The following is a 21,365-nucleotide window of genomic DNA, read 5'->3' as shown; positions in this document are numbered from 1 at the left end:
CGTGAGCCCCACGAACCCCGAAGCCCCGTACCTGGTGGTCGTCAACGACGAGGAGCAGCACGCCCTCTGGCCCGCCGCCGCCCCGATCCCCGCCGGCTGGCGCGCCGAGGGGTTCGCCGGCACCGAGGAGGAGTGCAGCGACCACGTCGACCGCGTCTGGCCGGACATCCGGCCGCTCAGCCTGCGCCGCCGCCTCGCCGAGCAGTCCGGCGGAGCCGCCCGATGACCGCCCCTGCGCACCCCGCCGGTCCCGCCGGTCCCGCCGAGCTCGCCGCCGTGCGCGACCGCCTCGCCGAGCTGGTGTCCGCCGCCACCGACGGTCAGCTCACCGTCGCCGAACTCCTCGCCTCCGAGGAGTCGTTGACCGCCCTCGGGGTCTCCTCGCTCGCCCTGCTGCGGCTCGCCGACAGCCTGGAGGAGGAGTTCGAGCTGCTGATCGACCTCGGCGACCCCGCCCTGCACACCGACGGCCTGACCGCCCTCGCCGCCCGACTGCACGAGCACGCCGGATGAACGGAACGACCACCGCCGTACGCACCGGCCTCGCCGTCCCCTTCACCGGCACCCGGTCCGGGCGCGCCCCGCTCACCTGGGGCCAGCGCGCCATCTGGCACGCCATCGGCCGCACCGCGCCCAACGACCACTACTTCAACCTCGGCCGGATCCTCCCGCTCGCCGACCGGGGCGCGCCCGTCGACGGACCCCGGCTCGCGGCGGCCGTCGCCGCGCTGCTCGCCCGGCACGAGGCGCTGCGCACCCGGCTGGCCGTCGGGGAGGACGGCGAGCCCGGCCAACTCCTCTGCGCCGACGGTGAGATCACCGTCGAGGTGCGCGAGGAGCCCGACCCCGAACGCACCGGCCGGGCCGCCGAGGACCTGCTGGCCGACCTCACCGGGCGGCGCTTCGACTACACGGGGGAGTGGCCCGTGCGGTTCGGCGCGGTGCGCTGCGGCGGGCGGATCACCCACGCCGTGTTCGCCCTGTGCCACCTCGCCTCGGACGGGCACGGCGCCGAGGTGCTGGTGCGCGACCTGCGGCTGCTGGTCCGGCGCGGTTCGGCGGGCCGCCCCGCCGCCGTCACCCCGTACGACCTCGCGCACCAGCAGCACGGCCCGGCCGGGCGCCGCCGGGGCGCCGCGGCGCTGGCCCGCTGGGAGGCCGACCTGCGGCGGATGCCGCCGACGATGTTCGCCGACCCTGTCGCCGAGCCGTGCGCGCCCCGGTTCTGGACCGGCCGGCTGGTGTCGGCGGCGCTGCCCCGGGCGGTCGACGCGCTGGCGGCCGTCCACCGGGTCAGCGGCTCCACCGTGCTGCTCGCCGCCAGTGCGGCCCTGGTCGCCGCCGACCGGGGCCACGCGGCGGCGGCCGTCATGCCGATCGCCGGGAACCGGACCGCCGCCGACCACCGAGACCTGGTCAGCACGCTCTCCCAGGACGCGCTGGTCGTCCTGGACCTGCCCGAGGACCTCGACGGCGGCGCCGTCTTCACCGATCTGCTGCCGACCGCGTGGCGGGCCGCGCTGGCGGGCTACCGGGCGGCCGCCTACGACCCGGTGGAGTGGGACGCGCTGCTCGCCCGGATCGCCCGTGAACGCGGGACCGAGGTGCACCCGTACTGCTGCTTCAACGACATGCGGCTCGTCGAACGGCCGCTGACGGCCTCGGAGTTGCCGACGGCCGGGGAGCTGGCCGCACTTCGCTCCCGCACCGTGCTGGACTTCCCGGCCACCCAGGAGCTGGTGGCCTGCCGCTACTGCCTCCACCTCACCGGTGACGACTCCGCGCTCACCGTCACCCTCACCGCCGACACCGCCCACCTTCCGCCCGCGGCGATCCACGCCCATCTGCGGGCGATCGAGGAACTGGTGGTCGCCTCCGCCGCCGGAGCCCCGCCCCGGCTGGCGGCGCTGCCCGGCCTGCTGGAACGGTTCACCGACCGCGGGGACCAGGTCTCGTGACGGCGGGCGACCCCGTCCCGCGTCCGCTGGCCGAGGCCGGGGCGACGTCCTGCGTCCAGGGCGGCCGGCTGCGGTTCCGCCTCGGCGCGCGGGGCGTCGAGGGCCGTCCGCTGCGCGGCCGGGTGGTCGTCACGGACGAGGTGAGCGGGGAGGTGCGGCTGAAGGCGGCCCTCGGCGGCGTCACCCGGTGGGACCTCGACGTCCCGGCGCACTGGCCGAGTTCGCTCTACCGGGCGAGCTTCCACGACGAGCGTCCCGAGCAGCCCGCGCCCGAGCGCGACGCCGAGCACGAGGTGTGGTTCGTGGTGCGCGCCGCCCGTCCCGGCTCGGCCTCCGGCATCCTGGTCTCGGTCCCGTTCGCCACCTGGCGCGCCTACCACCGGGCCGGTCAGCCCGGCCGCGGCCTCTACTACGCCGAGCAGCCCGGCCGCGCCGCCCGGGTCCGGCTCGACGCCCCCGGCGGCGGGCCGCCGCCCGAGCGCTGGGAGGAGCCGCTGCTGCGCTGGCTGCCCCGGGCCGGGTATCCCGTCGAGTACTGCTCCGGCTTCGACCTGGACGACCCGGGGTTCGCCCCCTCCCTCGCCCGGTACCGCCTGCTGGTGGTCAACGGGCACGACGAGTACTGGTCGGCCGGCATGCGCGACAGCGTCGAGGAGTTCGCCCGCCGGGGCGGCAACCTGGCGTTCTTCGCGGCCAACACGGCCTGGTGGCAGATCCGGGTCGAGGACGAGCCGGACGGCGGGCGCGCGATGGTCTGCCACCGCGACGCGGCCGCCGACCCGGTGACCGCCACCGACCCGCGCCGGGCCACCGTCGAGTGGTCCAGCTCCCCGGTGGACCGGCCGGAGAACGGCATGACCGGCGTCAGCTTCCGCCACGGCGCCGGCGCGTGGGGCGACGGCATGGCGGTCATCGGCCGCGAGTCCTACACCGTCCGCTTCGCCGACCACTGGGCCTTCGAGGGCACCGGGCTCGCCGACGGGGACGCCTTCGCGCGGGGCTCGCTCGGCTACGAGACCGACGCCGCCGAACTCGACTGGTCCGCGGGCGTGCCCCGCGCCACCGGACGGGACGGCACCCCGCGCTCCTTCGCCGTGCTCGCCACCGCCGACCTGCGGCACTGGCGCCGCTACGGGCAGGGCGGCTGGGCGACCATGGGCGTCTTCCGGCTCGGCGCCGGGACCGTCTTCAACGCCGCCACCATCAACTGGGGCCGGGCATTGGGTGATCCGGTCGTCGACCGGATCACCCGCAACGTGCTGGACCGCCTCGGCGGGGCCGTACCGGCGCCGCGCTGGCACGTCGTCGGCCGGGCGGACGGGGTGCGGGCGCTCGCCGCCTGCGAGGGCCTGCTGTTCGCGGTGGCCGCCGACGGGACCACGCTGCTGCACCGGGAACCGTCCGACCAGAACCTCCCGTGGACGCCGTGCCCGCCGGCCGCCGGGCCGTCCCCGCGGATCCGCTGCCTCACCGCTCCGCGCGAGGCCGCCGGGCCGGTCCCGCTCGCCCTGCTCGCCGTCACCGAGGACGACCGGCTCCTCGTCCGCGACCCGGTCCCCGGCCCGGCCCCGTGGACGCCCCTCGGCCGCACCCCGCCCGGCACCGGCGCGCTCGCGATGTGCGACGGCACCCTGTTCGCCATCACCCCGCACGACGACACCCTGCACCACCGGCCCGCCACCGACCCGGACGCCCCCTGGCGCCCCCTCTGCCCCGCGGCCGGCGCCACCACCCTCGCCGTCCTGGGCGGCCGCCTCCACGCCACCACTCCCACCGGCCTCACCACCCGCCCCCCGACCACCACTCCCGAGCCTCCCTTCACCCCCACCACCCCCTTCCCCCCGGCCCTCACCCTCACCTCCCACGCCGGCCACCTCCTCACCACCACCCCCACCGCCCACCTCCTCACCCACCCCACCTGACCCCGCCCCCCCGCCCGCGCCGATGCCGGAGCAGGAAGTCGGCGGGTCCGACTTCCCACTCCGCAGGGCAAACGCCTCCCGCCTACCTGCGGAAAGTCCATGGCCGGGCCGCAGGCTCCGGCCGGGCCCGCCAGAAACACCCCGACCGGCTGCTCGCGCACCCTTTGGGTCATGGCGGACCTGTCCGGCCGCATCACTAGAGTTCCGGCCATGAGTGACGACGTTCATGTGTCCGCTTCGGCATCGGATCCGTCGGGGGCGCAAGGGTGGTGGACGGACCTGCCATGGCTGGTGAACGCTGATCCGGAGCGGGTTCTGGGGTTGCCGGCTCCCGATGCGGATTCCGATGCGCGACTGATGGCTGCGGTCTACCGGGCGTCGGTGGACGTACACCGGGACGCGCCGGCGTGGGTGCGGCGGCAGCTGCTGGCCCTGGACGCGGCTCGGTACGGGGACCGGGAGTTGTCGGCACGGATTGCCGCCGTGTCAGTGGAGGATGTCGACACCGAGCCGTGGCAGGTGCTGTGGTCCACCGGCGCGCAGAGTGACCCGCACTTCCGGATGAACCCGTCCGGTCACACCGGCGGTGTCGACGCGGTGGTGACGTCCTTCTCGGACGGCCGCCACGTCGTGGTCACCGGCAGCAAGGACCGGACGGTCCGGGTGCGGGACCTTGAGACCGGCCAACCGGTCGGCGGGCCCATGCGTGACCTCAACGGCAGAGTGTGGGCCGTGGCGACGGAGGTCGTGGACGGTCGGCCGTGCCTCGTCACGGCCGGCGACTGGGCGGTACGCGCGTGGGACCTGGCCACCCGCCGGCGGACGGGCGAGCTGCCGGGGATCAACGGTGAGGTGTGGTGTCTGGGCACGGCTGTCGTCCAGGGGCGACCGTGCGCGCTCGCCAGCGACGACGACGTGTCCGTGCGGGTGTGGGATCTGGCCAGTGGGGAACAGGTCGGCGAACTCACCGGACACGACGACTTCCTGATGGCCATCGACACGCTGGTGATCGATGGCAGGCCCCATGCGGTGGGCTGTATGAGCGGTGGCAAGGTCTGGCAGTGGGACCTGACCACCGGACAACCGGTCGGGGAGCCCCTGCCGGGCCACGACGGCGAGGCGTGGGCGGTCGCGACAGCGGTCGTCAGCGGCAGAGCCCACGCGATCACGGCAGGTCACGACGCCACCGTACGCGTGTGGGACCTGGTCATGGGGCGGGAAGTCGGCAGGCTGGTCGGCCACGAGGGCACCGTGTCCGCGGTGGTGACCGCGGTGATCGGTGGAGAACTCCGGGTCGTCACCGGTGGTTCGGATGGAACGGTGTGCCTGTGGGAGCTGGCCGCCGGGCGGCAGATCGGCCGGGAGCTGGTGTTTCCCGCGCCGGTCCATGCGCTCACCGTGACCCCGGAAGGCTCGCTCGTGGTGGGCTTCGGCGGCGACGTCGCGGTCCTGTCCCTGCATGCCGCCCCTGGCTCTACTGCGCCGTGAGCCGTTAGTGCTGTGACCGGACGGTTGCCGGTTCCGCCCCGGCGATGAGGACAAGACGCACCCAGCGGCTGCGCAACCCGGCGCACCTGTGCGGCCACAGCACTAACCGGCGCGCGAGGCCGGCACTGGAGCAGGAAGTCGGCGGGTCCGACTTCCCACTCCGCAGAGCAGGAGCCCCCCGCCTCTTCGGGAGCAGAAACGTTCACTCACCTTCCGCGCGGATGCGGAGGGCCGGTGTTGGAGTGGGAAGTCGGCGGGTCCGACTTCCTGCTCCGGAGGGGAAGCGTTTCTGCATGTTGGCGAGCTTGTGCGTGCGGCCGGCCCGCCTCTCCGCCCCCTGGCCCGCGCGGAGAAACGTTCACTCACCTCCCCAGCCGGTGCGCGAGGCGGCTGCTGGAGCAGGAAGTCGGCGGGTCCGACTTCCTACTCCGCAGAGCAGGAGCCCGCCGCCTATCGGCAGCGCGCCTCTTCGGGAGAAGAAACGTTCACTCACCTCCCGCGCGAATGCGGAAAGCCGGTGCTGGAACAGGAAGTCGGCGGGGTCGACTTCCTGCTCCGGGGGGGGCGTTTCTGCACGTTGGCGAGCTTGTGTGCGTGGCCGGCCCGCCTCTCCGCCCCCGGCGCGCGCGGAGAAACGTTCACTCACCCTCTGTGCGGGTGCGGAAGGCCGGTGTTGGAGTGGGAAGTCGGCGGGTTCGACTTCCTGCTCCGGAGGGGAAGCGTTTCTGCACGTTGGTGAGCTTGTGCGCGTGGCCGGCCCGCCTCTCCGCCCCCTCGCCCGCGTGGAGAAACGTTCACTCACCTCCCCAGCCAGTGCGCGGGGCGGCTGCTGGAGCAGGAAGTCGGCGGGTCCGACTTTCCACTCCGCAGGGCAGGAGCCCCCGCCTGTCGGCAGCGCGCCTCTTCGGGAGGCGAAACGTTCACTCATCTTCCGCGCGGATGCGGAAGGCTGGTGCTGGAGTGGGAAGTCGGCGGGGTCGACTTCCTGCTCCGGTGGTGGGCGAGGGTGCCCGGTGAGGGAGCGCTCGCTCTTCGTGGGAGCGGTGGTGGTGCGGGGGTGGGAAGGCGGAGGGTTCGGCTTCCTGGTGCAGGTGGTGGGGAGGGGCGACCGAGCGCATTCCGGTGGTCCAGCTCATCTGCGACCCGGCCGAGTTCGGCCGGGTGTTCCGCTTCGAGGTGGTGCCCGCCCCGGTGAACGTCCCGGACATCGCCACCAACCCGTAGCCGTGCGCGGAGCCGATCACGGCTGCTCCGGTACGGTGTGAGCTTCGAGAGAAGGGGTCGGAGCGGATGTCCACAGCACCCGGGGACGGTCTGAGCGCGGACGAGGCGGTCCGGGCGATGCTGCTGTTCATGCCGAGGGTGGCGGCCCGGCTGAAGCGCACGCCGGTGCCCGAGCAGCTCCGCTCGGCGAACCTGGCGCCCCGGCACCTGTCGATGCTGTCCTATCTGCTCTTCGACGGGCCGATGCCGGTGAGCCGGCTGGCGGCGCGCCTGGAAGTGGCGCCGACGACGGTGAGCCTGATGGTCAGCGACCTCAGCCGGCAGGGCGTGGTGGAGCGCAAGGCCGATCCGGCCGACCGCCGCCGCACCATCGTCACCATCACCGAGGAACCGGAGACCAGGGCGGCGATCGAAGGCTGGCTGGCCAACGGCGCCGCGGCCTGGCGCAGCGCCTTCGAGCCGCTGGCCCCCGCCGAGCGGGCCCTGTTCGTGCGCACCATCGAGGCCTACGAGAACGGTGCCTCCGCCTCACCCCGCTGCCCCGCCGCCACAGCACCGCGTCCCGGGTCCGCCGGGGGACGCGGACCCGGGACGCGGTGAAGTCGCGCCGCTGACAGGCGCGTTCACCGGGCCCCCGTCGGGTCGGGGCCCGGCTCTGCGACTACGGTGGACCAGGCCCGCAGGGGTGTCAACGCGCACCGGCCCGCGCTACCCGAACGGGCAACGCCCCTCGCCCGCAGGGGAGTCAGACCCGCCCGAGCAGCGGGTCCTGGCGCAGGATGGCGCGGTGGACGCCGGCGAGCTCGGCGCCGGGCTCGATCCCGAGCTCCTCGACGAGCCGGCGGCGGGTCCGCTGGTAGAGGGCGAGGGCGTCCGCCTGCCGGCCGGTGCGGTAGAGCGCCCGCATCAGCAGCGCCTGCGGCTGCTCCCACAGCGGGTGTCCGGTGGCGAGCCGGCGGAGCCGGGCCACCGCCTCCTCCGAGCGGCCGAGCGCGAGGTCCGCCTCGGCGATCAACTGCTCGACGCCGAGCCGGATTTCGTCCAGCCGGGCGGCCTCCCACTGGAACGCGGGGAGGTCCTGGAGCCCGCCCAGCGCCGGGCCGCGCCAGAGCGACAGGGCGGCCCGGGCCGATGCGTGGGCGGCGGTCGGGTCGCCGGCGGCGAGCGCGGCCCGGGCGGCGTCGAGGAGCCGTTCGGCGCGCCGGTAGTCGAGCTGCTCCTCCTGGACGGTGAGCACGTAGCCGGACGGGCCGCCGAGCGCCGGACTGCGCAGCGCCTTCGACGAGCGGATGCAGCGGCTGGGCGCACCCGGGGACGGCGTCGGCGCCGCCCCGTACCTGGTCGCCGAACCGGAGGGCCCGGTGACCCCGGGCAGCGAGGTCCGCTACCAATGCTCTGGCCCGACCTCCCCGCGGAGGAGGTGCGGCTGCGCTGGCAGGTCCGCGCCCTCGACCCGCCGGCGCCCGGCGAGCACCGCGGCGAGCTGGGCCGGGGCGCGGCGGCCGTCTCCCCGGGTCTGCTCCGGCCTGACATCCCCACCGGACGGCTCGCCCCCGGCCGGCCCTTCAACTACTTCTGGCTGGTCCGCTGGGCAACCACTTCGCCGTGCTCGCCCTCGTCGGCGACACCGGCCTCACCAGCCCGACCGCCGAGCAGGTCACGGGCCTGCGGGACGCCATCGCCTACCTGCGGGCCAACGGCGCCGGCCGGGAGATCCGCGGTCACCGGGACGGCTACGCCACCGAGTGCCCGGGCGGTTCGCTCTACCAGCTGGTCACCTCGGGCGCGCTGGACCCGGGCGCGGGTTCCGGCACGGCCGGCGGCCCGGCGCCGTTCCCGGGGGCGGAGTGGTTCCGCTCCGCCCCGCGCAGCCCGCTGATCACCGCGATGGGCCGCCGACTGGTGGAGGAGGGCTGCGGCGCCTACCAGCAGGGACCGGGCCCGCAGTGGGGCGAGGCCGACCGTCAGAGCTACGCCCGCTGGCAGCGCAAGCTCGGCCACACGGGCGCCGACGCGGACGGCTGGCCCGGCGCCTCGTCCTGGGCGCGCCTGCGCGTCCCCAAGCCCTGACACCCCGGCATCCTGACGCCCCGGCACCCCGGCACCCCGGGCCCGTCGCCCGCACCCCGGGCGGCGGGCCCGCCGTCGTCCGGGGCGCGGCCCGCCCGCCCGCGCGCCTCAGTCCTCCGGGAGGTGCGCGAGCATCCGCTCCATGCCGCCGATCCAGTTGGCGCGCAGCGCCGTGATGGCGCCCGGCAGGTCGTCCGCCAGCAGCCGGCGGGCGATCTCGCAGTGTTCCGCCGACTCGCGGGCCACCGGCTCGTCCTCGGCGACGACCAGGTTCTCGTAGCGCCGCATCCCGGCCTTGACCCGGGTGAGCAGGTCCAGCAGGCGCTCGTTGGAGCAGCCGCTGAGCAGCAGCCCGTGCCATTCGTCGTCCCGCCGGTCGACCGTGGAGTGCGCGGCCACCTGGTCGGGGAACCCCTGGGCGAGGTCCAGCAGCCGGGGGGCGATGGCCCGCAGGTGCTCCGGGTCGGAGGACTCCAGCGCCAGGGACTCCAGGGCCGCGACGATCGCGACCAGTTCGCGGAACTCCTTGCGGCTGACCGGCGCGAACCGGAAGCCGCGGCCCTGGCTGCTCTCCAGCACGCCCTCGCCCGCCAGCGCGATCAGCGCCTCGCGCAGCGGGGTGCGGCTGACACCGAGTTCGGCGGCCAGTACGGCCTCGTTGACATCGGTCCCCGCCGCGAACTCGCCGCGGGTGAGCCGGTCCATCAGCTCGTCGCGGATCTGCTCGCGCAGCGGACGGCGCTCGATCGCCATCACGTCCCCCTGACCTCCGGACGGGCCGTCCGGATCGATGCACACCTCTTGACCCGCTCCAGTGTACTGCACTATGCATTTTGAATACAAAATGCGGGACGACGTGGAGACGGGTTTTCCGGGGTGCTCCGACCCCGGGGGAGGCGGGAGGCGCAGCATGGGCCTGACACGGGTGCCGGGTCTGCTGTTCGGCGGTGACTACAACCCCGAGCAGTGGCCCGAGGAGGTGTGGCAGGAGGACGTCCGGCTGATGGCCGAGGCCGGCGTCAACCTCGTCACGGTCGCGGTCTTCTCCTGGTCGCGGCTCGAACCGGGGTCCGGCAGCTACGACTTCGGCTGGCTCGACCGCGTGCTGGACCTGCTGCACGCCCACGGCATCGCCGTCGACCTCGCCACCGCCACCGCGACCCCGCCGCCCTGGCTGGTCCGCGCCCACCCGGAGGTCCAGCCCGTCGACGCCGCCGGCACCCGGCTGGAGTTCGGCTCGCGCCAGGGCTACTGCCCCTCCTCCCCGGTGTTCCGCGCCGCCACCGTCCGGCTCGCCCGCGCGATGGCCGAGCGCTACCGCGACCACCCGGCGCTGGTGATGTGGCACGTGAGCAACGAGTACGCCGACCACACCGCCGAGTGCTTCTGCGAGGAGTCCGCCCGCGACTTCCGCCGCTGGCTCCAGCGCCGCCACCGCTCCCTGGACGGCCTCAACACGGCCTGGGGGACGTCCTGCTGGGGCCAGCACTACACCGACTGGACGCAGGTCGAGCCGCCCCGCAAGGCGCCCGGCCCGGTCAACCCGGCGCAGCTGCTGGACTGGCGGCGCTTCTCCAGCGACGCGCTGCTCGCCTGCTTCGAGGCGGAGCGCGCCGTCCTCAAGGAGGTCACCCCGGACGTCCCGGTGACCACCAACTTCATGAGCGTGCTGCGCGACCTCGACTACTGGAGCTGGGCCGCCGCCGAGGACGTCGTCACCGACGACGCCTACCCGGACCCGGCCGACCCGCGCGCCGCGGTGAAGGCCGCGCTCAGCTACGACCTGATGCGCTCGCTGAAGCAGCAGCCCTGGCTGCTGCTGGAGTCCGCGCCGAGCGCGGTCAGCTGGCGCCCGGTCAACGTGCCCAAGGACCCGGGCGTGATGCGCCTGCACAGCCTCCAGGCGCTCGCCCACGGCTCGGACGGCGTGATGTTCTTCCAGTGGCGCCAGGCCCGGTACGGCCCGGAGAAGTTCCACTCGGCGATGCTGCCGCACGGTGGCACCGGCACCCGCCAGTGGCGCGAGACGCTCGCGCTCGGCGCGGACGTCCGGCGGCTGGCCGCGGTGGCCGGCAGCGGGACCCGGGCCGAGGTCGCGCTGCTGCTGGACTGGGACAGCTGGTGGGGGCTGGAGGCGCCCGAGTCGATGCCCTCCGACCGGCTGCGGCTGCACGAGCTGCTGCTCTCCTGGTACGCGCCGCTGCACCAGCGGGGCGTCGCCGTCGACCTGGCCCCGCCGGGGCGCGACCTCTCCGGGTACCGGCTGGTGATCGCCCCCAACCTCTACCTGTGCACCGCCGGGCACGCCGCCGCGCTGGCCGCCTTCCCCGGGCAGCTGGTGGTCGGCCCGTTCAGCGGCGTGGTCGACGCCGCCGACCAGGTGCACCACGGCGGCGCGCCCGGCCCGCTGCGCGACCTGCTCGGGGTGCGCGTCGAGGAGTGGCGCCCGCTGCCGGACGGCGCCGTCCAGGAGGTCGTCACCACGGACGGCACCCGGCTGCTCGCCCGCACCTGGACCGAGTGGCTGGAGACCGCCGGGGACACCGAGGTGCTGGCGCGCTACCGGGGCGGCCCGCTGCACGGCCGCCCGGCCGTCACCCGGCGCGGCGCCGCCACCTACGTCAGCTGCCTGCCCGAGGACCCGGCCCCGCTGCTGGACGCCGTGCTGGCCGCCGCCGGTGTCACCGGCGTCACCGGGGCCGGCCTGCCGGCCGGTGTCGAGGCCTGCCGTCGCGGGCGCCACCTCTTCCTGCTCAACCACGGCACGCAGCCCGCCGCCGTCGAGCTGCCCGCGGACACCGCGTTCACCGACCTGCTGACCGGCCGCGCGCTGCCCGGCGGCCCGGTGACCGTCGCCCCGGGCGACGCCGTCGTCCTCGAAGCCCGACCGGCCACCCCCTGACCGACCACGCCCCGACCGACCACCCCCCGACCGACCACGCCCTGAACCGGCGCCGTCCCGACCGATGACGCCCCGACCGACCACGCCCTGAGGAGTGCGCGTGTCCCACCCCTACATCCCCAACGCGGGGCCCGAGACGCGGGCGGCGATGCTCGCCGAGATCGGCGCCCCCGACGTCGCGGAGTTCTACCGCGACATCCCCGCCGACCTGCGCCTGGACCGCCCGCTCGACCTGCCCGAGCCGTTCGCCGACGAGCAGGGCCTCACCCGGCACCTGCGCGGCCTGCTGGCGCGCAACACCGACCCCGCCGCGCTGCTGAGCTTCCTCGGCCACGGCTGCTACCCGCACTACGTCCCGGCGGTCTGCGACGAGGTCAACGGCCGCGGCGAGTTCCTCACCGCCTACGCCGGCGAGCCCTACGAGGACCACGGCCGCTTCCAGGCGCTCTTCGAGTACGTCTCGATGATGGCCGAGCTGCTGGAGATGGACGTCGTCAACGTCCCCACCTACGACGGCTACCAGGCGGCCGGCACGGCGCTGCGGATGGCCGCCCGCCGCACCGGCCGCTCCCGGGTGATGGTCAGCGGGGCGCTCGCCGCCGACAAGCTGGCCAAGATCCGCGACTACCTCGCCCCGGACGTCGAGGTGCTGCTCGCCCCGGTCGCGGCCTCCGGCGAGACGGGCGAGGTCCGCCTCGACGAGACCTTTGCGGCCCTGTACCTGGAGACGCCCACCGTGCACGGGGTCGTCGAGACCCGCGGCCGTGAACTCGCCGACCTGGCGCACGGCGTGGGCGCGCTGCTGGTGGTCGGCACCGACCCGATCTCGCTCGGCGTGCTCGCCCCGCCCGCCTCCTACGGCGCCGACCTGGTCTGCGGGGACATCCAGTCGCTCGGCATGCACCCCCAGTACGGCGGCGGGCAGGCCGGGTTCATCGCGAGCCACGACGACGAGCGGCTGGTCGCCGAGTTCCCGTCCCGGCTGTTCGGCATCGCCCCGACCGCCGTCCCCGGCGAGTACGGCTTCGGCGACGTCTTCTACGACCGCACCTCCTTCGCGCTGCGCGAGGAGGGCAAGGAGTGGGTGGGCACCGCGGCCGCCCTGTGGGGCATCACGGCCGGCGTCTACCTGGCGCTGATGGGCCCGCAGGGCATGCGGGAGGTCGGCGAGACGATCCTCGCCCGCACCCGGTACGCGATGGGCGCGCTGGCCGCCGCCGGCGCCGTGGTGCGCCACCAGGACGCCCTGCACTTCCGGGAGTTCGCCGTCGAGGTGCCGGACGCCGACGCGCTGCTCGACGCCCTGCGCGGGCGCGGCATCCTCGGCGGGGTGCGGCTCGGGCCCCGGGAGGTCCTGGTCTGCGTCACCGAACAGCACTCCATCGCCGACATCGACACCCTCGCGGCGGCCTTCGGGGACGCCCTTTCCACGCCCGGAGGAGCCCGGTGAGCACGCACGAAGCCCCCGAACCGTTCGCCACCCTGCCCGTGGCGCCGAAGCCGGCCCTGCGCCGCTTCCACCAGGCCCGCTGGGACGAGGAGATCGTCTTCGAGCTGTCCCGCCCGGGCCGGCGCGGCGTGGGCGTGCCCGCCCCGGGCGCGCCGGCCGTCGAGCTGCCCGAGGGCGTCGCCCGCCGCACCCCGCCCGCGCTGCCCGAGCTGTCCCAGAACCAGGTGGTCCGGCACTACCTGAGGCTCTCCCAGGAGACCCTGGGCGCCGACTTCAACATCGACGTCGGCCAGGGCACCTGCACCATGAAGTACAGCCCCAAGGTCAACGACTCCTTCGCCCGCGACCCGCGGGTGGCCGCCCTGCACCCGCTGCAGCCCGAGTCCACCGTGCAGGGCGTGCTGGAGATCTACTGGCGGCTGGAGCAGATCCTCAAGGAGATCTCCGGCATGGCCCGGGTCTCGCTGCAGCCCGGCGCCGGCTCCGCCGCGATCTACGCCAACATCGCCATGATCCGCGCCTACCACGCCGCCCGCGGCGAGGGCGAGCAGCGCGACCAGGTGATCACCACGATGTTCTCCCACCCGTCGAACGCGGCCTGCGCCAAGGTCGCCGGGTACGAGGTGATCACCCTGATGCCGGACGCCGAGGGCAACCCCGACATCGAGGCGCTGCGCGCCGCCGTCGGCCCGCGCACCGCCGCCCTGATGATCACCAACCCGGAGGACACCGGGATCTTCAACCCCCGGATCCGCGAGTTCGTCGACCTGGTGCACGCGGCGGGCGGCCTGGCCTGCTACGACCAGGCCAACGCCAACGGCATCCTCGGCATCACCCGGGCCCGGGACGCCGGCTTCGACCTGTGCCACTTCAACCTGCACAAGACCTTCTCCACCCCGCACGCCTGCGGCGGTCCGGCGGCCGGGGCGTGCGGCGTCTCCGAGGCGCTGGTGCCGTTCCTGCCCGGGCCGGTGGTCGACCGCGCGGGGGACGCCTTCACCCTCACCGCCCCCGAGCGCTCGGTCGGCAAGATCCGGCCCTTCCTCGGCGTCACGCCCAACGTGGTGCGGGCCTACGCCTGGGTGATGGCGCTGGGCGCGCGGGGTCTGCGCGAGGTCGCCGAGACGGCCGTGCTCAACAACAACTACCTGCTGGCCAAGGTCGCCCGGATCCCCGGCGCCTCGGTGCCGTGGGCCGGGCGCCGCCGGGTCGAGCAGGTCCGCTACTCCTGGCAGCAGCTCGCCGAGGAGACCGGCGTGCACTCGGAGGAGATCGGCATCCGGGCGGCGGACTTCGGGGTCCACTACTGGACCAGCCACCACCCGTACGTGGTGCCCGAGCCGTTCACCCTGGAGCCGACCGAGTCCTACTCCCGCGAGGACCTCGACGAGTACGCGGCGATCCTCGCCCATGTCGCCGACGAGGCCCGCAAGGACCCGGAGTTCGTCCGCGGCGCCCCCTACCGGCAGACCGTGCACAAGACCGACCCGGCCGCCCTGGACGACCCGGCCCAGTGGTCGCCCAGCTGGCGCGCCTACCTGCGCAAGCACGGCGCGAAGCGGCCGGGATGATCGTCGGCCTGATCGTGAACCCGGTCGCGGGCCTCGGCGGCGCCGTCGCCCTCAAGGGCAGCGACGGGGCCCAGGTCCAGGCCAGGGCGCTGGAGCTGGGCGCCGTCCCCCGGGCCCGGGCCCGCGCCGCCGCCGCGCTGCGCGCCCTGCACGCCCGCCGCCCGGACGCCCTGGTCCGTACGGTGGCGGGGCCGATGGGGGAGGACAGCGCGCTCGCGGCGGGCGTGCGCTTCGAGGTCGCCCACCGGCCGGGGCCGGCGGGAAGGGGCCGGGCGGCGACCGGCCCGGCCGACACCCGGGCGGCGGTGGCGGCGCTCGGCGTGGTGGACCTGCTGCTGTTCACGGGCGGCGACGGCACGGCGCGCGACGTCCTGGACGCCGGGCCGCGCCCGCCGGTGCTCGGGGTGCCGGCCGGGGTGAAGGTCTACTCGGGCTGCTTCGCGGTCAGCCCGGCCGCGGCGGGCGCGGCGGCCGCCGCCTTCGACGGGCGGACCGCGGAGGCGGAGGTCGTCGACCTCGACGAGGAGGCCCACCGCGCGGGCGGCGTCGGCGCCCGGCTGTACGGGACGCTGCGGGTGCCGGCCGGGCGGGCCCGGCTGAGCGGGCGCAAGACCGGCTCCTCGGCAGCGCCGCCGGGCTCCGCGGAGTCGATCGCCCGGGCGGTGGTGGCGGCCATGCGGCCGGGCACCGCGTACGCGCTCGGGCCCGGCGCGACCACCCTCGCCGTCGGGCGGGCGCTCGGCCTGGAGCTGACGCCGCTGGGCGTGGACGTCGTGCGGGACGGCGCCGTGCTCGCCCGTGACGTCACGGAGCAACGGCTGCTCACCCTTGCCATGTCACAGGTGACGCATGGCGTGTTGTCGGTGATCGGCGGCCAGGGCTTCGTGATCGGGCGCGGCAACCAGCAGTTCAGCCCCCGGGTGCTGGACGCGCTCGCCGGGATCGTCGTGCTCGCCACCCAGCAGAAGCTCGCCGCGCTCGGCGGGCGGCCGCTGCTGGTCGACAGCGGCGACCCGCTGGCCGACGCCGCGCTCGCCGGCCACGTCCGGGTGGTCACCGGACACCGTGAATCCGTGCTGTACCGCATCCAGTCCGCGAGCGAGGAGCTCCCATGAACCACCCCACCCCCTCCCAGCACACCCTGCGCGGCAAGGTCGCCGTCGTCACCGGCGGTGCCTCCGGCATCGGCCGGGCCACCGCCCGGCTGTTCGCCGCCGAGGGCGCCGCCGTGGTCGTCGCCGACCTCGCGGACGCCGGGGAGGTCGTCCGCGAGATCGAGGCGGCGGGCGGCCGGGCGGTCGCGGTGCGCGCCGACGTCTCCTCCGAGACCGACTGCGAACGGATCGTGACCATCGCCGTGGAGACCTACGGCGCCCTGCACGTGCTGTTCAACAACGCCGGCATCATCCGCCGCCGGACCGCGCTGGAGATCTCCGCCGACGAGTGGGACCGCGTGATGGCGGTCAACGTCCGCTCGGTCTACCTGATGTGCCGCTTCGCCGTCCCGGCGATGACGGAGGGCGGCTCGATCATCAACACCGGCTCCGGCTGGGGGCTGAAGGGCGGTGCCAACGCGCTCTCCTACTGCGCCTCCAAGGCGGCGGTGGTCAACATGACGCGCGCCCTGGCGATCGACCACGCCGCCGCCGGGATCCGGGTCAACTCGGTCAACCCGGGCGACACCATGACGCCGATGCTCCGCGACGAGGCGCGCCAGCTCCAGGAGGAGTGGGCGGCCTTCGAGAAGGACGCCGCCGACCGGCCGATGGGCCGGGCCGGCTCGCCGGAGGAGATCGCCGCCGCCGTGCTGTTCCTGGCGGGCGACGCCAGCAGCTACATGACCGGCTCCGCCCTCGTCGTCGACGGCGGCGGCCTCGCCTGACTCCGGTACCCGCACGTCCCCCACCCCCCGTCCACCCGCGCCCACCCTCACCCCCCACCCTCACGAAAGCCCAGGAGGCATCCGATGTCCGCTCTCACCAGAAGGACAGCCCTGGTCGCCGCCGCGACCGCGCTGGCCGCCACCGTCACCGCGTGCAGCGGCACCAACGGCGCCGGTGGCGCCGGCGGCGGCTCGGCCGACGGCGGCAAGGTCACCCTCCGCTGGTCGACCTGGGGCTCGGCCGAGGACACGGCGGTCTTCAAGGCCTTCACCGACGAGTTCGCCAGGAAACACCCCGACATCACCCTCAAGCTGGAGCAGGTCGCCTCCTACGAGGACTACCACCCCAAGCTGCTCACCCAGCTCACCTCCAGGACCGCCCCCGACGTCCTCTACGTCGGCGACGACTACATCGGCAAGCTCGTCTCCGACGGCGTGCTCGCCCCGCTGGACGAACGGCTCGCCGGACCGGACAGCCACAGCAAGCCGGCCGACTTCTTCGAGGGCATCTACGGCGGCGCCAAGAAGGACGGCGTCACCTACGGCGTCCCCAACGACACCAACCCCGAGGTCCTCTGGTTCGACAAGAAGGCGCTCGCCGCCGCCGGCATCACCGAGGACCCGGCCGCGCTCGACGAGGCCGGGCAGTGGACCATGGCCAAGTTCCGGGAGATGAACGCCAAGCTCAAGGCGGCGGACCGGATCGGGACGATCTTCTGGAACTGGTACGGCGCCAACTACAGCATGGTCAACGGCTTCGGCGGCAAGGTGTGGGACGGCGGGAAGTTCGTCGCGACCACCGACCCGAAGACCCGCCAGGCGCTGAAGACCCTCGCCGACGGCTACCGGGACAAGACCTTCGCCTCCGCCGACCTGCTGCCCGAGGGCAACGGCGCGGCCACCCAGTTCATCAAGCACAAGGCCGGCTTCTACGCCGGCGGCCGCTGGGTGATCGAGGGCATCGACAAGGGCGGCGACCGCGAGGGCTACGACGTCGTGCCGTTCCCCTCCGAGTCCGGGCAGCCGATCCCGGGCGCCGTCGCCGCCTCGTACCTGACGATCAACAAGGACAGCAAGCACCAGAAGGAGGCCTTCGCCTTCCTGACCGAGTTCGTCAGCAAGGAGGGCCAGCAGCTGCGGCTCAAGGGCGGCAGCGCCGTCCCCTCCGTCCGCGGCGCCGAGAACCTCGTCACCGACGGCAACTACCCGCCGCACGCCAGGACCTTCCTCGACGTGCGCGACCGGGGCTTCGCCAACTACCCGGACGAGGTCGCCGTCCCCGGGCTGACCAAGGCCATCAACGACCAGCTGATGAAGATCTGGGAGGGCAAGGTCGGCTTCGACGAGGGCATGACCCAGCTCCAGACCCTGGTCGACGGCATGAAGGGCAAGCAGGGGTGAGCGCCGTGACCCAGGCGGCGGCCCGGCGGCGCAAGCGCTCCGCCGCCGGGACCGCCCCCGCCGCCCCCGCCGCGCGCGGCGGCCGCGAGCCGCGCTGGCGCCGCCGCGACCGCCGCTGGGCGCTGGTCTTCCTCGCCCCCCAACTGCTCGGGCTGCTGGTCTTCCTGGTCGGCCCGCTCGGCTTCGCCGTCGTGCTGTCCTTCATGCGCTGGGACGGCCTCGGCGACGCCACCTGGGTCGGTCTGGACAACTTCCGCACCCAGCTGACCGACCCCGAGTTCGGCCGCGCGGTCTGGAACACCCTCAAGATCGGCCTGATCACCGTGCCCGGCGGCCTGGTCCTCGCCCTGCTGATCGCACTCGCCCTGCACGGCGTGCGCGGGCGCACCGCCTACCGGGTCGTCTACTTCCTGCCCGTCGTCACCAGCTCCGTCGCGGTCTCGGTGATCTGGCAGATGATCCTCGGCGGCGGCGCGGACGGCATCCTCAACGGCACCGTCCACGACCTGTTCGGCATCACCCTGCCGGACTGGCTGGCCGACCCGGACTGGGTGGTGGTCGCCGTGGCGGTGGTGACCGTCTGGTCCTCGCTGGGGCTGAACGTGGTGATCTTCCTGGCGGGCCTCGCCACCGTCCCGGCCAACCTGCTGGAGGCCGCCCGGATCGACGGCGCCGGACCGTGGCAGACCCTGCGCTCGGTCACCCTGCCGCTGCTGTCGCCCACCGTCTTCTTCACCGTGGTGGTCTCGGTGATCAGCTCGTTCCAGGCCTTCGACCTCGTCTACGTGCTGGTCAACCCGGACCACAACGAGGGGGCCCAGACCATCGTCTACAAGGTGTACCAACAGGGCTTCCGGGAGTTCCACTTCGGCCTCTCCAGCGCCGCCGCGCTGCTCCTGCTGCTGCTCACCCTCATCGTGACCGCGGTCCAGTTCCAGGCGCAGAAGCGCCTCGTCCACTACGAGTCCTGAGGCGCCGCCATGACCGTCCGCCACTCCACCGCCCCCCGGCAGCTCCTCCTGCACACCGCGCTCGTCCTCGGCGGCCTGCTGATGCTGTTCCCGTTCGTCTGGATGGTGCTGACCTCCTTCAAGGGCGTCAGCCAGATGATCAACGAGCCGCTGTCCTGGCTGCCCTCGCCCTGGCGCGCGAAGAACTACCCCGACGTGCTGCGCGAGGTGCCGATCGGGCGGGCCTACTGGAACAGCATGTACATCGCGGCGATCACCGTCGCCGCCACCCTGCTCACCGGAGCGATGGCCGCCTACGCCTTCGCCCGCATCCCGTTCCGCGGCTCCGGGCCGCTGTTCGGCCTCTTCCTGGCCACCCAGATGGTCCCGGCCCAGGTCACCATCGTGCCGCTCTACATCATGCTGGCCAAACTCCAGCTGATCGACTCCCACCTGGCGCTGATCCTGCCCGCCGTCGCCAACCCCTTCGCCGTGTTCCTGCTGCGCCAGTTCATCCGGGCCGTCCCGGTGGAGCTGGAGGAGGCGGCCCGGATCGACGGCGCCGGCCGCTGGACGATCTTCTGGCGGATCGTGCTGCCCAACATCCGGCCCGGCCTGTGGACGCTCGGCATCATCGTCTTCCTGGCCAGCTGGAACAGCTACTTCTTCCCGCTGGTGTTCCTCAACACCTCGGAGCTGTTCACCGTCCCGCTGCTGCTCGACTCCTTCAACTCCCAGCGCGGCGGCATCGACTACGGCCTCACCGCGGCGCTGTCCGCGATGACGGTGGTGCCGATGCTGATCGCCTTCCTGATCGGGCAGCGCAAGATCCTCAACAGCATGGCCTCCTCGGGCCTGGGAGGGCGCTGATGTCCCCGACCCCTTCGTTCGGTTTCGAACTCGACCTCGTGGAGCGGCCGTTCACCGAACGCGGCGCGCATCTGCTGGTCACCGCCGGCCCCGCCCCGGCCGACGGCCTGCGGGTCGCCCGGGCCGCGTACGAGACCCCGCTCGCCGCCACCACCGAACTCACCGGGCTCCTGCTGCACGACGCCGACGGGCGCCCGCTGCCGGTCGTGGCGGCCACGCCCGTCGAGGTCGCCTTCGCCGGGGGCGTCTCGCTGCTGTTCGCCGACCCGGACACCCTGGTGCTCGCCGGCCACGGCGCCCGGGCGTCCTGGCGGCTGCCGGACGGCACCGGGCGCACCCTCGCGCTGGACGGCTGCCACGTGCTGGTGGGCCCGCCGGGGGAGTGGTCCGCCCCCGCGGTGCGCGCCGCCGCCGAGGCCCGCTGGAACGACTGGTTCGCCCGGATGCCGGCGGTCCGCCCCGACCTCGCCGAACGCGCCCGGACGGCCTGGTGGACGCTGGCCGTCAATCTGCTGCCGATCGCCGGGCGGGAGGGCCTGGTCCCGTCCAAGTACGGCTACGTCGGCGTCTGGAACTGGGACGCCCTGTTCCACGCCGTCGCGCTGCGCCACGGCGACCCGGCGCTCGCCCGCGACCAGATCCTGCTCTTCCTGGACCACCAGCTGCCGGACGGCCGGCTCCCCGACGTGGTGCACGAGCACGGGGTGCTGGCCGACACCACCGACCTGCCGCGCGCCGACCACGCCAGGCTCGCCGAGCACGTCGGCAGCGCCAACGGCGCGCGCCCCGAACGCGCGCCGGTCCCGGTCACCAAACCGCCCCTCGCCGCCTGGGCCGTCTGGAAGGTCCACGAGACCGATCCGGACGTCCCCTTCCTCGCCGCCGTCTACCCCCGGCTGGTGCGCGCCCACACCTGGTGGTTCGCCGCCTCCGACCCGGACGGCGACGGCCTGCCCGAGTACCTGCACCCCTACTCCTCCGGCCTGGACGACAGCCCGGTCTGGGACTACGGGCCGCGCGCCGAGCCGCCCGACCTCAACTCCTACCTGGTGCTGGAGGCCGATCGGCTGGCCGACATCGCCGGCGCCCTCGGCCGCCCCGCCGAGGCCGCCCGCTGGCGCGAGCGCGCCGCCGCCCACGCCCGGCTGCTGGTGGAGCGGCGCTGGGACGGCACCCGCTTCACCACCCTGTCGGCCGGCGCGCGCGTGCCGGTGCGCACCGCGCTCGACCTGATGCCCCTGTTCAGCGGCCGGCTGCCCGCCGGGATCGCCGCGGCCCTGGAACGGACCCTGCGCTCGCCCGCCTACTGGGGCGAGCGGCCGGTGCCGACCGTGGCCTTCGACGACCCGGCCTTCGACCCCGAGGCGATGTGGCGGGGGCCGGTCTGGCTCAACGTCAACTACCTGCTCGCCGAGGGCCTGGAGCGCTCGGGCTTCCCGGGGACCGCCGCCGAGCTGAGGGAACGGACCCTCGCCATGGTCCGGGACGCGGGCGGCCTCTACGAGTACTGGAACCCGCTGACCGGCGCCCGCGCGGCCCGCGCGACCTCCGGCTTCGGCTGGTCGGCGGCGCTGTTCCTGGACCTCGCCAGGGCGGCCGGATGATCTGACCACCCCTGTCCCGCCCTGCCGTCCTCGCCGCGCGGCGCCCGGCCGCCCGGCCCGCCGCAATCCCGTT

The 21,365-nt window shown here is 74.4% G+C and carries 18 protein-coding genes; 16 read left to right on the top strand and 2 right to left on the bottom strand.

Translation table 11 applies throughout. The features are described from left to right. Position 1 precedes the first annotated feature (1 nt). The 6 genes from ACFVVL_RS00415 to ACFVVL_RS00390 all read left to right on the top strand — a co-directional run bounded on the left by ACFVVL_RS00415 (position 2) and on the right by ACFVVL_RS00390 (position 7,192). Positions 2 to 226, top strand: coding sequence for an MbtH family protein (locus tag ACFVVL_RS00415; protein WP_387670185.1), 225 nt, complete (start codon positions 2 to 4; stop codon positions 224 to 226). Next, positions 223 to 513, top strand: coding sequence for a hypothetical protein (locus ACFVVL_RS00410; RefSeq protein WP_380294774.1), 291 nt, complete (start codon positions 223 to 225; stop codon positions 511 to 513). The genes ACFVVL_RS00415 and ACFVVL_RS00410 overlap by 4 nt, the downstream gene beginning before the upstream one ends. Continuing rightward, positions 510 to 1,958: a condensation domain-containing protein gene (locus ACFVVL_RS00405; RefSeq protein ID WP_387670183.1), complete on the top strand. Its 1,449-nt coding sequence runs from the start codon at positions 510 to 512 to the stop codon at positions 1,956 to 1,958. The genes ACFVVL_RS00410 and ACFVVL_RS00405 overlap by 4 nt, the downstream gene beginning before the upstream one ends. Further along, positions 1,955 to 3,880, top strand: coding sequence for a N,N-dimethylformamidase beta subunit family domain-containing protein (locus ACFVVL_RS00400; RefSeq protein WP_387670181.1), 1,926 nt, complete (start codon positions 1,955 to 1,957; stop codon positions 3,878 to 3,880). The genes ACFVVL_RS00405 and ACFVVL_RS00400 overlap by 4 nt, the downstream gene beginning before the upstream one ends. 210 nt (positions 3,881 to 4,090) lie before the next feature. Continuing rightward, on the top strand, positions 4,091 to 5,368 hold the full coding sequence (locus ACFVVL_RS00395) for a WD40 repeat domain-containing protein (RefSeq protein ID WP_387670179.1): 1,278 nt from the start codon (positions 4,091 to 4,093) through the stop codon (positions 5,366 to 5,368). A gap of 1,290 nt (positions 5,369 to 6,658) precedes the next feature. Further along, positions 6,659 to 7,192, top strand: a complete 534-nt coding sequence (locus ACFVVL_RS00390; RefSeq protein ID WP_387670178.1) for a MarR family winged helix-turn-helix transcriptional regulator — start codon at positions 6,659 to 6,661, stop codon at positions 7,190 to 7,192. Between the two features lie 145 nt (positions 7,193 to 7,337). On the opposite strand, the gene ACFVVL_RS00385 is transcribed toward ACFVVL_RS00390, so the two are convergent. Continuing rightward, a complete protein-coding gene (locus tag ACFVVL_RS00385) occupies positions 7,338 to 7,829 on the bottom strand; it encodes an AfsR/SARP family transcriptional regulator (protein ID WP_387670176.1) in 492 nt (163 codons plus the stop codon). A gap of 368 nt (positions 7,830 to 8,197) precedes the next feature. Here ACFVVL_RS00385 and ACFVVL_RS00380 point away from each other — a divergent pair, with 368 nt between their 5' ends. Further along, a complete protein-coding gene (locus ACFVVL_RS00380) occupies positions 8,198 to 8,662 on the top strand; it encodes a peptidoglycan-binding protein (protein WP_387670174.1) in 465 nt (154 codons plus the stop codon). Between the two features lie 108 nt (positions 8,663 to 8,770). Here the strand turns inward: ACFVVL_RS00380 and ACFVVL_RS00375 are convergent, their stop codons facing one another. After that, a complete protein-coding gene (locus tag ACFVVL_RS00375; RefSeq protein ID WP_380295632.1) occupies positions 8,771 to 9,415 on the bottom strand; it encodes a GntR family transcriptional regulator in 645 nt (214 codons plus the stop codon). 157 nt (positions 9,416 to 9,572) lie between these two features. Between ACFVVL_RS00375 and ACFVVL_RS00370 the strand changes: the two genes are divergently transcribed. The 9 genes from ACFVVL_RS00370 to ACFVVL_RS00330 all read left to right on the top strand — a co-directional run bounded on the left by ACFVVL_RS00370 (position 9,573) and on the right by ACFVVL_RS00330 (position 21,292). Next, the gene (locus ACFVVL_RS00370) at positions 9,573 to 11,564 is read left to right on the top strand and encodes a beta-galactosidase (RefSeq protein ID WP_387670172.1); all 1,992 of its coding nucleotides are present in this window, start codon (positions 9,573 to 9,575) and stop codon (positions 11,562 to 11,564) included. A gap of 100 nt (positions 11,565 to 11,664) precedes the next feature. After that, complete coding sequence (gcvPA, locus tag ACFVVL_RS00365; RefSeq protein WP_387670170.1) at positions 11,665 to 13,014, top strand: aminomethyl-transferring glycine dehydrogenase subunit GcvPA; 1,350 nt, start codon at positions 11,665 to 11,667, stop codon at positions 13,012 to 13,014. Beyond that, positions 13,011 to 14,585, top strand: a complete 1,575-nt coding sequence (gcvPB, locus tag ACFVVL_RS00360; RefSeq protein WP_387670168.1) for an aminomethyl-transferring glycine dehydrogenase subunit GcvPB — start codon at positions 13,011 to 13,013, stop codon at positions 14,583 to 14,585. Before gcvPA ends, gcvPB begins: the two co-directional genes overlap by 4 nt. Beyond that, positions 14,582 to 15,700 carry an ATP-NAD kinase family protein gene (locus ACFVVL_RS00355; RefSeq protein WP_387670166.1) on the top strand — a complete coding sequence of 373 codons (1,119 nt, stop codon included), beginning with the start codon at positions 14,582 to 14,584 and terminating at the stop codon, positions 15,698 to 15,700. Before gcvPB ends, ACFVVL_RS00355 begins: the two co-directional genes overlap by 4 nt. Next, positions 15,697 to 16,467 (top strand): SDR family NAD(P)-dependent oxidoreductase, encoded by a 771-nt coding sequence (locus ACFVVL_RS00350; RefSeq protein ID WP_387670164.1) that lies wholly within the window; start codon positions 15,697 to 15,699, stop codon positions 16,465 to 16,467. Before ACFVVL_RS00355 ends, ACFVVL_RS00350 begins: the two co-directional genes overlap by 4 nt. An 84-nt stretch (positions 16,468 to 16,551) precedes the next feature. Then, positions 16,552 to 17,868: an ABC transporter substrate-binding protein gene (locus ACFVVL_RS00345; protein WP_380295644.1), complete on the top strand. Its 1,317-nt coding sequence runs from the start codon at positions 16,552 to 16,554 to the stop codon at positions 17,866 to 17,868. Beyond that, positions 17,865 to 18,839, top strand: coding sequence for a carbohydrate ABC transporter permease (locus ACFVVL_RS00340; protein WP_387670161.1), 975 nt, complete (start codon positions 17,865 to 17,867; stop codon positions 18,837 to 18,839). Before ACFVVL_RS00345 ends, ACFVVL_RS00340 begins: the two co-directional genes overlap by 4 nt. 9 nt (positions 18,840 to 18,848) lie before the next feature. Next, positions 18,849 to 19,688 (top strand): carbohydrate ABC transporter permease, encoded by an 840-nt coding sequence (locus ACFVVL_RS00335; protein WP_380293406.1) that lies wholly within the window; start codon positions 18,849 to 18,851, stop codon positions 19,686 to 19,688. Further along, positions 19,688 to 21,292, top strand: coding sequence for an amylo-alpha-1,6-glucosidase (locus ACFVVL_RS00330; RefSeq protein WP_387670159.1), 1,605 nt, complete (start codon positions 19,688 to 19,690; stop codon positions 21,290 to 21,292). The genes ACFVVL_RS00335 and ACFVVL_RS00330 overlap by 1 nt, the downstream gene beginning before the upstream one ends. Positions 21,293 to 21,365 lie beyond the last annotated feature (73 nt).

It is taken from the genome of Kitasatospora sp. NPDC058115 (assembly GCF_042884635.1).
GTDB lineage: Bacteria > Actinomycetota > Actinomycetes > Streptomycetales > Streptomycetaceae > Kitasatospora.
The sequence above is the reverse complement of the archived record's forward strand: the minus strand, read 5'-3'. Positions and strand labels throughout refer to the sequence as shown.

What these genes read in the sequence shown, in the direction of transcription:
- ACFVVL_RS00395 (WP_387670179.1), top strand. Translation starts at nt 4,091, where the DNA reads ATGAGTGACGACGTTCATGTGTCCGCTTCGGCATCGGATCCGTCGGGG.
- ACFVVL_RS00375 (WP_380295632.1), bottom strand. Translation starts at nt 9,415, where the DNA reads ATGGCGATCGAGCGCCGTCCGCTGCGCGAGCAGATCCGCGACGAGCTG.
- ACFVVL_RS00335 (WP_380293406.1), top strand. Translation starts at nt 18,849, where the DNA reads ATGACCGTCCGCCACTCCACCGCCCCCCGGCAGCTCCTCCTGCACACC.
- ACFVVL_RS00355 (WP_387670166.1), top strand. Translation starts at nt 14,582, where the DNA reads ATGATCGTCGGCCTGATCGTGAACCCGGTCGCGGGCCTCGGCGGCGCC.
- ACFVVL_RS00345 (WP_380295644.1), top strand. Translation starts at nt 16,552, where the DNA reads ATGTCCGCTCTCACCAGAAGGACAGCCCTGGTCGCCGCCGCGACCGCG.
- ACFVVL_RS00330 (WP_387670159.1), top strand. Translation starts at nt 19,688, where the DNA reads ATGTCCCCGACCCCTTCGTTCGGTTTCGAACTCGACCTCGTGGAGCGG.
- ACFVVL_RS00390 (WP_387670178.1), top strand. Translation starts at nt 6,659, where the DNA reads ATGTCCACAGCACCCGGGGACGGTCTGAGCGCGGACGAGGCGGTCCGG.
- ACFVVL_RS00405 (WP_387670183.1), top strand. Translation starts at nt 510, where the DNA reads ATGAACGGAACGACCACCGCCGTACGCACCGGCCTCGCCGTCCCCTTC.
- ACFVVL_RS00350 (WP_387670164.1), top strand. Translation starts at nt 15,697, where the DNA reads ATGAACCACCCCACCCCCTCCCAGCACACCCTGCGCGGCAAGGTCGCC.
- ACFVVL_RS00410 (WP_380294774.1), top strand. Translation starts at nt 223, where the DNA reads ATGACCGCCCCTGCGCACCCCGCCGGTCCCGCCGGTCCCGCCGAGCTC.
- ACFVVL_RS00370 (WP_387670172.1), top strand. Translation starts at nt 9,573, where the DNA reads ATGGGCCTGACACGGGTGCCGGGTCTGCTGTTCGGCGGTGACTACAAC.